Source organism: Granulicoccus phenolivorans DSM 17626 = NBRC 107789 = JCM 15570, assembly GCF_000423085.1.
GTDB lineage: Bacteria > Actinomycetota > Actinomycetes > Propionibacteriales > Propionibacteriaceae > Granulicoccus > Granulicoccus phenolivorans.
In genome coordinates this window covers 62274-74179 of record NZ_AUHH01000013.1, presented here as the reverse complement: position 1 = coordinate 74179, position 11906 = coordinate 62274, and the positions used below count along the sequence as shown (strand labels likewise).

Genomic DNA, 11906 nt, shown 5'->3' with positions numbered 1-11906 from the left:
GCTCAGCGGCAGCGCGGCCGACCCCTGGCCGGACTCCCAGGTGTAGCGCGCGGTCTGCTCGGTGACCGGCAGGAAGGGGTAGGCGAGCAGCAGCAGGCCGGCTGCCAGGGCGAAGGCCCAGGCAGCCAGCCAGGAGAATCTGCTGTTCAGGTGCTCAGTTGGTCGGGGCCAGGGTGGCCACGCCGAGCTCGGTGGAGTTGACCAGCAGGTCGTTGCGCGGGACCACCCGCAGGGTGTACCCGACCGCCCCGGTCTGGCTGGCGGTCCGCTCCACGGTGTAGTGCTGGGAACCGTCGCCGTTGTCCCGCTGCGGGGTCATCGGCGTGATCTCCAGGTCGTGCAACTGGTCCAGGTCGTCGACGTGGCCGGAGACGATCTGCACCTCGACATCGTCGGTGGACAGCTCGCCCAGCCGGATGTCGGCGGCCACGCTGATCACCTGGTTGACCTCGACCACCCCGGTGACGTTCGCCTCCACATGCTGGATCTGGATCTGCGGCCAGGCGTCCCGGACCCGGTGCTTCCAGGCGCCGAGTTCCTCCGCAGTGCCGGCCGGGGCCAGCTTGCTCGCCGAGACCGACGCCGGGGCGTACAACTCGGTCACGTAGTCGCGGACCATCCGCGAGGCGAGCACCTTCGGGCCGAGGCCGGACAGGGTGTCGCGGATCATCTGCACCCAGCGCTGCGGGATCCCGGCGGCGTCCTTCTCGTAGAACTTCGGCACGATCTCGCCCTCGATCAGCTCATAGAGCGCGCGGGCCTCGGCGGCATCGCGCTGACCGGGATCGTGGATGTCCTCCAGCGAGGGAATGGCCCACCCCCAGGCGGGGTCGTACCACTCGTCCCACCAGCCGTCCTTGACCGACAGGTTCGCCGCACCGTTCAGTGCCGCCTTCATCCCGGAGGTGCCACAGGCCTCCTGCGGCCGCAGCGGGTTGTTGATCCACACATCGCAGCCCGGGTAGAGCCGACGCGCCATCGAGATGTCGTAGTCGGGCAGGAAGACGATCCGATGCCGCACGTCCTCGGCGTCGGCGAAGCGGACCATCCGCTGGATCAGCGACTTGCCCATGTTGTCGGCCGGGTGCGCCTTGCCGGCGATCACGATCTGGATCGGACGCTCGGGGTCCAGCAGCAGGCGCTTGAGGCGCTCGGGCTCGGACAGCATCAGGGTGAGCCGCTTGTACGAGGCGGCCCGGCGGGCGAAGCCGAAGGTGAGCACATTCGGATCCAGCGCGCCCTCCACCCAGTCGGCGGACATCCCCCGGCGGCGACAGGTCTCCACCAGCCGCTCTCGCGCCATCGTGACCAGCTCGCCGCGCATCTGCCGCTTCAGCGCCCAGATGGTGTTGGAATCGACGCGCTCCAACGCGGACCAGTTGTACCCGTCGATCACGGTGTCCACGTCGTCGGTGGGCCACTCCAGCAGCTCGAGCAGCTCGGGGTGGATCCAGGTGCGGTGGTGGACGCCGTTGGTCACCGACCCGATCGGCACCTCGGTGGTGTCGAAAGCCGGCCACAGGCCCTGGAACATCTCCCGGGACACCTCGCCGTGCAGCTCGGAGACCCCGTTGGAGCGGGCCCCCAGCCGCAGGCCCATCACCGCCATGTTGAACCGGCCGGCATCGCCGCCCTCGTAGTCCTCGGCGCCGAGCGCGAGAATCCGGTCCAGCGGCAGGTCCCCGAAGTCCCCGAACTGTTCCTCGATCAGTTCGCGGGGGAACCGGTCGATGCCGGCCGGCACCGGGGTGTGGGTGGTGAACACGCTGCCGGCGCGGGTGAGTTCCAGGGCCGTGTCGAAGTCGCGGCCCGCGGCCATGTACTCGCGGATCCGTTCCAGCCCGAGGAAGCCGGCGTGGCCCTCGTTGCAGTGGTAGACGTCGGGGGCTTCATGACCGGTGATCCGGCAGTACTCGCGGACCGCCCGGACCCCGCCGATGCCCAGCAGCACCTCCTGGGACAGCCGGTGCTGCTCGTTGCCGCCGTACAGCTTGTCGGTGACCCGGCGCAGATCCTCGGGGTTGGCGTCGATATCGGTGTCCAGCAGCACCAGCGGGACCCGGCCCACGTCGGCCACCCACACGGTCGCGCGCAGCGGCTGGCCGCGCAGCGGGACCTCGATCACGACCTGGGTCCCGTCGGCCTCGGTCAGCGGCCGGATCGGCATGTCGGAGGGGTCGAGCAGCGGGTAGTGCTCCTCCTGCCAGCCCTCGGCGTTCAGCGTCTGCCGGAAGTAGCCGTGGCGATAGGACAGGCCCACCCCGATGATCGGGACGCCGAGATCGGAGGCGCCCTTGAGGTGGTCCCCGGCGAGGATGCCGAGGCCGCCGGAGTAGATCGGCAGCACCTGGGCGATGCCGAACTCGGCGGAGAAGTACGCGATGGCCTTCGGCGCCGGATGCTGCGCGGCGTACTGCTGGTACCACAGGTCGGCGCTGCGGTACTCGTCGAAGTCGGCCTTGGCGCGCTCCAGGTTCCGCACATACTTGCGGTCGCCGGCCAGCGCGGCCAGCCGTTCGGCCGGGACCTGGGACAGCAGCGCCACCGGGTCGTGGCGGCTGGTCCCCCACTTGTCCGGGTCGATCGCGCGGAAGAGTTCCTTGGTCTCCTGATGCCAGGACCACCGCAAATTGTGGGCCAACTCGCCCAGCGCGGTCAGCGGTTCGGGAAGGACGGGCTGCACCGTGAATCGTCTGATTGCTCGCACGGGTTCACGCTATCGGTTGGGCTGCCCCCCTGTGGCACCGGGGCGGCTGACCGCTAGCGTGTTGCTCGTGACTGAGCAGACACCCGGCAGCCCCGCCCGGCCCGCGTCCGACACCCACCTGCACAGCGATCTCGGCACGATCATCGGCCGGATCCCCGTGACCAAGGTGTCGCCGGTGATCGAGGGGGGTGCGTACGCCGCCAAGGCCACCGTCGGCGAGGAGTTCCCGATCCGCGCCACGGTCTTCCGGGAGGGTCATGACGCGGTCGGCGCCTCGGTGATTCTGACCGGCCCCGACGGCTCGCAGCGGCGCGTCGATATGCGCCCGTGCCCGCCGGAGGGCTGGAATCGCTGGGAGGCCCTGGTCCGGCTGGACGAGCCGGGCGCCTGGACGTTCCGGATCGAGGCCTGGGACGATCCGTACCACACCTGGGTGCACCACGCCGAGATCAAGCTGCCGGCCGGCATCGACCTGAATCTGGTCTGCCTGGAGGGCCAGGCCCTGTTCGCCGAGACCGCCGACAACGCCCGGGCCGCCGGGGACCATTCCGCCGCCCACCGACTGGAGAGCATCGGCTGGGCGCTGGACCCCAACCGCGATGTGCCCGGTCGGCTGGACCACCTGATGCACCCCGACGTGCCCAACATCTTCGCCCTGTTCGGGCCGCGGCGCTTCGTCTCCCCCACCCCGGACTACCCGTTGTTCGTCGACCGGCGCCGGGCGCTGTTCTCGGCCTGGTACGAGTTCTTCCCGCGCTCCCAGGGGGCCCACCACGACGAGGCAACCGGACGCTGGGTCTCGGGCACCTTCGACTCCAGCCACGAGCGCCTCGAGGCGGCCGCGGCGATGGGCTTCGATGTGGTCTATCTGCCCCCGATCCACCCGATCGGCGAACAGTTCCGCAAGGGCCCGAACAACACACTGACCCCGGCCCCGGGCGACCCCGGGTCGCCGTGGGCGATCGGGGGCGCCGCCGGCGGGCACGACGCGATCCATCCCGACCTCGGTGATCTGGCCGCCTTCGACCGGTTCGTGCACAAGGCGCATTCGCTCGGCCTGGAGGTCGCCCTCGACTTCGCGCTGCAGGCCTCGCCGGATCATCCCTGGGTCCGCGAGCACCCGGAATGGTTCTCCGAGCGCCCCGACGGGACCATCGCGTACGCGGAGAACCCACCGAAGAAGTATCAGGACATCTATCCGATCAACTTCGACCGGGACCGCGCCGGCATCTACCACGAGTGCCTGCGGATCCTGCGGTTCTGGATGGAGCACGGCGTCCGGATCTTCCGGGTGGACAACCCGCACACCAAGCCGGTGGAGTTCTGGGCCTGGCTGCTGGCCGAGGTACGCCGCACCGACCCCGACGTGCTGTTCCTGGCCGAGGCGTTCACCAAGCCGGAAATGATGCACCTGCTCGGCAAGGTCGGGTTCCAGCAGTCCTACACCTACTTCACCTGGCGCAACGAGAAATGGGAGCTCCAGCAGTACCTGCACGAGTTGAGCCAGGAGATGGACGGGTTCTACCGGCCGAACTTCTTCGTCAACACCCCCGACATCAACCCGCGCTTCCTGCAGCACTCCGGGCCGGCCGGGTTCACCATCCGCGCCGTGCTGGCCGCGACGATGTCACCCACCTGGGGGGTCTACTCCGGCTTCGAACTGTTCGAGGCCGCCCCCCTCAAGCCCGGCGGCGAGGAGTACCTGGACTCCGAGAAGTACCAGTACCGGCCGCGGGACTGGTCCGGGGGCGCGCAGGGCAACCTGAGCATGCTGCTCGGCAAGCTGAACTGGATCCGCAATCAGCAGCCGGCGCTGCAGCAGTTGCGCCGGATCCGGTTCCACAGCGTCAGCAACGACCAGATCATCGCCTACTCCAAGCGCGACGGTGACTCGGTGGTGCTCACCGTGGTCAGCCTGGACCCGCACCACACCCAGGAGGGCGAGGTCTTCATCGACCTGCCCGCGGTGGGGCTGGCGAGCAATGCGGTGCTGTCCTTCCACGACGAACTCACCGAGCAGTCGTTCTCCTGGGGCGCGAAGAACTTCGTCCGGCTCACCCCGGCCAACCCGGCACACATTCTCGTCCTGCAATGAGAGGACCGGGCTGCTGATGGAATGGTTTCGCACAGCCGTCTTCTACGAGGTCATGGTGCGCAGTTTCCATGACTCCAACGGCGACGGCATCGGCGATTTCGCCGGCCTGAACAGCAAGCTCGACTACCTGCAGTGGTTGGGCGTGGACTGCCTGTGGCTGCCGCCGTTCTTCCCCAGTCCGCTGGCCGACGGCGGGTACGACGTGTCGAACTACACCGACGTACTGCCGGAGTTGGGCACCCTCGAGGAGTTCGCCCGCTTCGTCGAGGGCGCCCACGAGCGCGGGATCCGGCTCATCATCGACTTCGTGATGAATCACACCTCCGATCAGCATCCGTGGTTCCAGGCCTCCCGCAGCGATCCCGAGGGGCCGTACGGGGACTACTACGTGTGGGCCGATTCCGATGCCGCGTACGCCGATGCGCGGATCATCTTCGTCGACACCGAGCAGTCGAACTGGACCTTCGACGAGGTCCGCGGGCAGTACTTCTGGCACCGGTTCTACTCCCACCAGCCCGATCTGAACTTCGAGAACCCGCGGGTGCTGACCGAGATGCTCGATGCGATCCGGTTCTGGCTGGACCTGGGGATCGACGGGTTCCGGCTGGATGCGGTGCCGTACCTGATCGAGCAGGACGGGACGAACTGCGAGAACCTGACCGGGACCCATCACATCCTCAAGGCGGTCCGCCGGATGGTCGATCAGGAGTATCCGGGCCGGGTGCTGCTGTGCGAGGCGAACCAGTGGCCGCACGAGGTGGTGGAGTACTTCGGCGAGGGCGACGAGTGCCACATGGCATTCCACTTCCCGGTGATGCCGCGGCTGTACATGGGCCTGCGCCAGGAATCGCGCCACGCGATCTCGGAGATTCTCGCCGACACCCCGGAGATTCCGGCGGGTTGCCAGTGGGGCACGTTCCTGCGCAACCACGACGAGCTGACCCTGGAGATGGTCTCCGAGACTGATCGGGACTACATGTGGCAGGAGTACGCCCCGGATCCGCGGATGAAGTGCAACATCGGGATCCGGCGTCGGCTGGCTCCGCTGGTCGACGGGGAACTCCCCCGGGTCCATCTGCTGCATGCCCTGTTGCTGGCCCTGCCCGGCTCGCCGGTGCTCTACTACGGCGATGAGATCGGGATGGGCGACAACATCTGGTTGCACGACCGCGACGGCGTACGCACCCCGATGCAGTGGAACGACGGGGTCGGGGCCGGCTTCTCCGAGGCCGAGGAGTCCGATTTCTACCTGCCGCTGGTGCAGGATCCCGGGTACGCCAAGGAGCGGGTCAACGTCGAGCAGCAGATGCTGGATCCCGGCTCGTTGCTGGTCTGGCTGCGGGCGATGTTGGTGATCCGGCGTCGGCATCCGGTCTTCGGGCTGGGCACCTTCGAGGATCTGGGCGGGGAGAACGAGGCGGTGTTCGCGTTCCTGCGAACCATGCCGTTCGGCTCGGGCGCCAGTCACCGCGGGGACCTGACCGGGGCGATGGCGGTGCTGTGTGTGAACAACCTGTCGGCCAGCCCGCAGACGATCACCCTGGACCTGTCCCGCTTCCGGGGCCTGATCCCGTACAACCTGCTCAAGGACGAACGGCATCCGATGGTCGGCGCGGAGCCCTACGAGCTGCACGTGGCGCCGCACGGGTTCCACTGGCTGCGGCTGATGGAGGGCGACCCGGACCTGATCGAGCCGATCGGTGACCTGTCGGCCGTCCATGCCGCCGCGAGCGCGTCGGCCGAGGAAGATGCGGTGGTGTGGTGATGTCGGCGAGCTACCCCGATCACGACCTGCGCTGGGCACACCTGTCCAGCGCCCGCTGGTTCGCCGCCAAGGGCCGCGACGCGACCCTCACCGCGATCCATCCGTTGGGCCGGCTGACCCCGCCCGGCGACTTCCCCACCCTGGGGCTGGAGATCGCCGAGGTGGCGATCCCCGGCGGCCCGACCGAGTACTACCTGCTCACCCTGCTGTGGCGTCGCCTCGACGGGGTCGGCGATCCGACGGCGGCTCCGGTGCTGGGGACCGAGTGGAGCGAGACCTACGGCGAGGTGACGGTCCACGATGCCTCGCTCGACCCGGCCGGCCAGCGGCTGTTGCTGCAGTGGCTGCTGCGGGCCGGGGCCCTGAGCGCCGGTGGGGACGCCGTCCGCGCCGAGGTGGCCGCCGCGCTGCCGCCGGAGCTGACCGCGGAGCTGCCGCCGCGGCGCTTCGGTGGGGAGCAGTCGAACACCTCGGTGCTGTACGGCGATGTCGCTTTGCTGAAGCTGTTCCGGCGGCTGGAGGTCGGCGCGAACCTGGACATCGAGGTGCACCGCGAACTCGCCCGCACCGGTGCGGTGGTCGACCTGTACGGCTCGGCGCACGCGGTCTGGTCCAGCGCCTCCGGGGCCCGGCTCAGTGCCGATGTGGCGATGCTGGTGCAGCAGTTGCGCGAGGCCCGGGACGGTTGGGAGCTGGCGGTGGCCGCAGCGAGCTCGGGGGCCGACTTCACCGGGCACGCCGCCGATCTGGGCCGGGCCCTCGCCGAGGTGCACAGTGCGCTGGCCGAACGGTTCGGGACCGCCTCGGTCGAGGGTGCGCCGTTGGCCGAACGAATGGTCGGTCGGCTCACCGACACCGCGGCCGAGGTGCCGGCCCTGCAGCCGCTGGTGGATCGGCTGCGGGACCGGTTCGCGGTGCTGGGCCGCTCCCGGGTGACGGTGCAGCGGGTGCACGGCGACTTCCATCTGGGCCAGACCCTGTACGCCGCCGCCGATGCGGACAATCTGGCCCGCAGCGCCGGGTCCGCCGGGGCGTCCGGGCCGGCTGCGGCGCAGGGGGCGGCTGCGGCGCACGGGGCGGACCCGGCGGAGGAAGGCGCCGGGCCGGCGAAGGCCTGGTACATCATCGACTTCGAGGGCGAGCCGCTGAAGACGCTCGCCCAACGCCGCGAGCCCGACACGAGGTGGCGCGATATCGCCGGGATGGTGCGCTCGATCGACTATGCCGGCGCAGCGGCCGGCGCGGCCGGGCGTACCCCCGAACAGGCCGAAGCCTGGGTCCGGGAAACGACCGCGGCGTTCCTGGCCGGGTACGCCGGCCCGGGCAGTGCGGAGGAGGCCGACGCCGCCGAGCTCGTACCCGACGCCGACCTGATCGAGGCCTACGTGGCCGACAAGGCGATCTACGAGGTGCTCTACGAGGCCCGCAACCGGCCCGACTGGCTGCACATCCCCCTCGACGCGCTGCGTCGGCTGACCACAGATCCGTTCACCATTGGAGGGCACACCATGACCGACAACTTCTTCGGCGATATCCACGGGTGGGATTTCGAGGGATTCCACACCGGGGGCGACACCGAGGCCTGGAAGCGGCTCGGCGCCCACCTGGTGACGGTCACCGACGAGTCCGGCACCGAGATCAGCGGCACCCGGTTCACCGTGTGGGCGCCCAACGCCAAGGAGGTCCGGGTCTTCGGCGACTTCTGCGACTGGGACGGCGACGCCCACCCCATGCGGTTGATCCCGCACACCGGAGTCTGGGGCATCTTCCTGCCCGGGGTCGGAGCCGGGGCGGTCTACAAGTTCAAGGTCCGGGGCGCCGACGACCGCTGGATCGACCGCGCCGACCCGTACGCCCGCTACGCCGAACAGCCCCCGGCGACCGCCTCGGTGGTGATCGCCGACAGCGACTACGAGTGGAACGACGATGCCTGGCTGGAGCACCGGCGCAACTCGAAGCTGTACCAGGAACCGATGGCCATCTACGAGGTGCATCTGGGCGGCTGGCGGCGCGGGAAGTCGTACCAGGATCTGGCCACCGAACTGGTCGAGTACGTCAGCTGGCAGGGCTACACCCACGTGGAGTTCATGCCGGTGGCCCAGCATCCGTACGAGCCGTCGTGGGGCTATCAGGTCACCGGCTACTTCGCGCCGCAGTCGGCCTGGGGCACCCCGGACGAGTTGCGCTACCTGATCGACAAGCTGCACGAGGCCGGCATCGGGGTGCTGCTGGACTGGGTGCCCGGCCACTTCCCCAAGGACGAGTGGGCGCTGGGCCGCTTCGACGGGACCGCACTGTACGAGCATGCCGACCCGCGCCAGGGCGAGCAGCCGGACTGGGGCACCTATGTGTTCAACTTCGGGCGCAACGAGGTGAAGAGCTTCCTGGTCTCCAACGCCCTGTACTGGATCCAGGAGTTCCACTTCGACGGTCTGCGGATCGACGCGGTCGCCTCGATGCTGTACCTGGACTACTCCCGTGGCGACAACTGGGTGCCCAACATCTACGGCGGCCGGGAGAACCTCGAGGCGATCGATCTGCTGCGCTATGTGAACAAGCATCTCTATGAGCGCCAGCCCGGGGTGGTGCTGATCGCGGAGGAGTCGACCTCCTTCCCCGGGATCACCAAGCCGGTGCACCACGGCGGGCTCGGATTCGGGTTCAAGTGGAACATGGGCTGGATGAACGACTCGCTGGGTTATCTGAGCCTGGACCCGATCTATCGGCAGTACCACCACAACGAAATGACCTTCGCGATGGTCTATTCGTTCTCGGAGAACTTCATCCTGCCGATCAGTCACGACGAGGTGGTCCACGGCAAGGGCGCGATGGTCACCAAGATTCCCGGCGATGACTGGCAGAAGTTCGCCACGCTGCGGGCGTTCTACGCCTTCATGTGGTCCCACCCGGGCAAGCAGCTGCTGTTCATGGGCTCGGAGTTCGGGCAGCGCTCGGAGTTCAACGAATCCGCCGGCCTGGAGTGGTGGGTCAGCGATCTGTGGGGCCACCGCGGGGTGCAGTTGCTGATGCGGCGGCTGAACGAGGTGTACCGCCACGTCCCGGCGCTGTGGAAGCTGGACACCGATCCGGCCGGCTTCCGCTGGATCGATGCCGATGACGCCGGCGGCAACGTGTTCTCCTACCTGCGCAACGACGGGGCCGGGGACCAGGTCGCGGTGGTGGTGAACTTCTCGCCGGCGCCGCGGGAGGACTACCGGATCGGGCTGCCCACCGAGGGGGTCTGGACCGAGATCCTGAACACCGATCTGCCGGAGTTCAACGGGACCGGCGGGTACGTGAACCACCAGGTGGTGGCCACCGAGATCCCGAGCAACCATCTGCCCGCCTCGGCATCGGTGCTGGTGCCGCCGCTGGGTGCGGTGTGGCTGCGCTTCGACCCGCACGGCGTACGCGACGACCAGTCGACCAACTGAGTCGAGCCGGCACACCACGAACGCCGGGCCCCCGTGGGCCCGGCGTTCTGCGTACCTGAACCGGCTCAGCGCAGGCGGTCGGCGAGAAAGGCGAGCACCGCATCCACCGCGGCCTGCTGCCGGTCGGTGGTCAGGGTGCCGTGCTTGGCGCCGGGGAACTCCACCGCGGTGAAGCGGTCGCCGAGAAGTGCTTTCAGGGTCGCGAAGCGGGTTCCGGTGAGCCGATCGTCGGCGTACCGCAGACCCAGGACGGGACACCCGGCTTCGGCGCGGGCCACCACCCGGGCGGTGTCGGCCGGCGACAGGTTGAGATCGGCGGCACGCTTCTTCCCCAGCGGGAACGGCGCCGACGGCTGGGCCAGGATCGGCGCGGACACCGAGTCGTCCACCATCATCGCCAGGGCGAAGCCGCCGGTGAAGCACATCCCGAGGGCGCCGACGCCGGGACCGCCCAGTTCGGTGTGCAGGGTGCGGGCCAGACTCCGCAGCCAGTCGGCCATCGGGGTGGTCACCCCGGTGGCCAGCAGCGTGAAGCGGCCCGACAGGCACTGGCGGGCCAACCGGACGTAGTCGCCCGGGCCGGCGAGATCGGCACCCGCCGGTCCGAACAGGTGCGGCAGCACGACGGTGAACCCGGCGTCCACCACCTCATCGGCGAATCGGAGCACCGCCGGGGTCAGCCCGGGAATCTCGTGGATCACGATCACCCCGGGGCCGGTGCCCCGGCGATAGGTGGGGTACCCGATCCCGGCGTGGGTGTGCTCCCCCGGCGTCCAGTCCGTCAGTGTCGTCATCGTGGGCCCCCGGTCGGAAAGTCCCGGACCGCTCAGAACAGGGCGGCCGACAGGGCGCGGCGCGCCTTGAGGACCGCCGGGTCGGTGGCGCCGACGGTTTCGAACAGCTCCAGCAGCCGCTCGCGCAGCGCGTCCCGCTCGTCGCCGGAGCTGGTCCGGATCAGGGTGATGATCCGGTCGAAGGCGCCCGACGGATTCCCGGTGACCACTTCGACATCGGCGGCGGCCAGTTGCGCGGTGTGGTCGTCGGGGTGCGCGGCGGCGTACGCCAGCGCCTGGCCGGGCTCGAGGGTGGTGGACCGGGCCAGCAGGCCGGCCTGCGCCTTGCCCGCCTTCGCCTCGGCGTCGTTCGGATTGGCCGCCAGGAGCTTGTCGAACTCGTCGCGGGCACCGGCGTAGTCGCCACGGGCCAGGGCCTCGTCGGCGGCGGCGAACCGGGGGTCGGACACCGGCTGGGCCCCGTCGCCGTCGGGCGCCGCGGCCTGGGCGACCGGTTCGGTCTTGCCCATGATCCCGTTGGCGGCCGCGGTCTGCAGCACCTGGTCCAGCACCTGGCGGATCGCCTCCTTGGGCTGTACCCCCTGGAACAGCGGGGCGAGCTGGCCCCCGATCATCGCCACCACCGTCGGGACCGCCTGGATCCCGACCGCCTGCGGGAGCTCGGGGTGGGCATCGCAATCGGCGCGCGCCAGCAGCCATTTGCCCTGGGCCTCGGTGGACAGGGCGATCAGGTCGTCGCTGAGCTGCTGGCCACCCTGGGCCCGCGCGGAGTAGAACTCCAGCACCACCACGTGCTGCAGGGACTTGCTGACCAGGGCCTGCAGGTCGTTCGGGGTGGCCACCTCGGTGACGTACGCCCCCCGGGAGCCGCCGGAACTGCCCGGCGCGGGCTTCTTGAGGGCCGACAGATCGAGGATTCCGGGGTCATTGAAGCGTCCTGAGGTCATGGCTGCATTCTTGCAGGTACCCACAACGCAGGCCCGGTGACCGTGGATTTCGGGCCGCCGCGCGGCTCCTGCGGGCTCCCCGCGACAGATCCTGCCGGGCCTCGGCCTCCCGCGACAGATCCTGCCGGGCCTCGGCCTCCCGCGATAGATCCTGCCGGGCCTCG

General features: G+C 69.5%; 6 protein-coding genes. 3 read left to right on the top strand and 3 right to left on the bottom strand.

Going from position 1 to position 11906, the window contains the following annotated elements; translation table 11 throughout:
• Positions 1-154: 154 nt before the first annotated feature.
• The gene (gene glgP, locus G531_RS0107030) at positions 155-2683 is read right to left on the bottom strand and encodes an alpha-glucan family phosphorylase (RefSeq protein WP_245630487.1); all 2529 of its coding nucleotides are present in this window, start codon (positions 2681-2683) and stop codon (positions 155-157) included.
• Positions 2684-2774: 91 nt separating this feature from the next.
• On the opposite strand from glgP, the gene G531_RS0107025 reads away from it, so the two are divergent.
• From G531_RS0107025 to glgB, 3 genes are all read left to right on the top strand, one after another.
• Entirely contained in the window at positions 2775-4802 is a 2028-nt protein-coding gene (locus G531_RS0107025; RefSeq protein ID WP_281177509.1) for an alpha-1,4-glucan--maltose-1-phosphate maltosyltransferase, read from the top strand.
• 16 nt (positions 4803-4818) lie between these two features.
• Entirely contained in the window at positions 4819-6567 is a 1749-nt protein-coding gene (treS, locus tag G531_RS21080) for a maltose alpha-D-glucosyltransferase (RefSeq protein ID WP_245630486.1), read from the top strand.
• A 1508-nt stretch (positions 6568-8075) separates the two neighbouring features.
• The gene (gene glgB / locus G531_RS0107015) at positions 8076-10001 is read left to right on the top strand and encodes a 1,4-alpha-glucan branching protein GlgB (RefSeq protein WP_026926693.1); all 1926 of its coding nucleotides are present in this window, start codon (positions 8076-8078) and stop codon (positions 9999-10001) included.
• Between the two features lie 65 nt (positions 10002-10066).
• Here glgB and G531_RS0107010 read toward each other — a convergent pair whose 3' ends face one another.
• Both G531_RS0107010 and G531_RS0107005 read right to left on the bottom strand, forming a co-directional pair.
• Entirely contained in the window at positions 10067-10795 is a 729-nt protein-coding gene (locus tag G531_RS0107010; protein WP_026926692.1) for a dienelactone hydrolase family protein, read from the bottom strand.
• A gap of 32 nt (positions 10796-10827) precedes the next feature.
• Positions 10828-11742: a tetratricopeptide repeat protein gene (locus G531_RS0107005; protein ID WP_026926691.1), complete on the bottom strand. Its 915-nt coding sequence runs from the start codon at positions 11740-11742 to the stop codon at positions 10828-10830.
• Between the last annotated feature and the right edge of the window lie 164 nt (positions 11743-11906).

Bases quoted from the DNA above. Each gene is read 5' to 3' on its own strand.
- treS (WP_245630486.1), top strand. From the start codon at position 4,819: ATGGAATGGTTTCGCACAGCCGTCTTCTACGAGGTCATGGTGCGCAGT.
- G531_RS0107005 (WP_026926691.1), bottom strand. From the start codon at position 11,742: ATGACCTCAGGACGCTTCAATGACCCCGGAATCCTCGATCTGTCGGCC.
- glgB (WP_026926693.1), top strand. From the start codon at position 8,076: ATGACCGACAACTTCTTCGGCGATATCCACGGGTGGGATTTCGAGGGA.
- G531_RS0107010 (WP_026926692.1), bottom strand. From the start codon at position 10,795: ATGACGACACTGACGGACTGGACGCCGGGGGAGCACACCCACGCCGGG.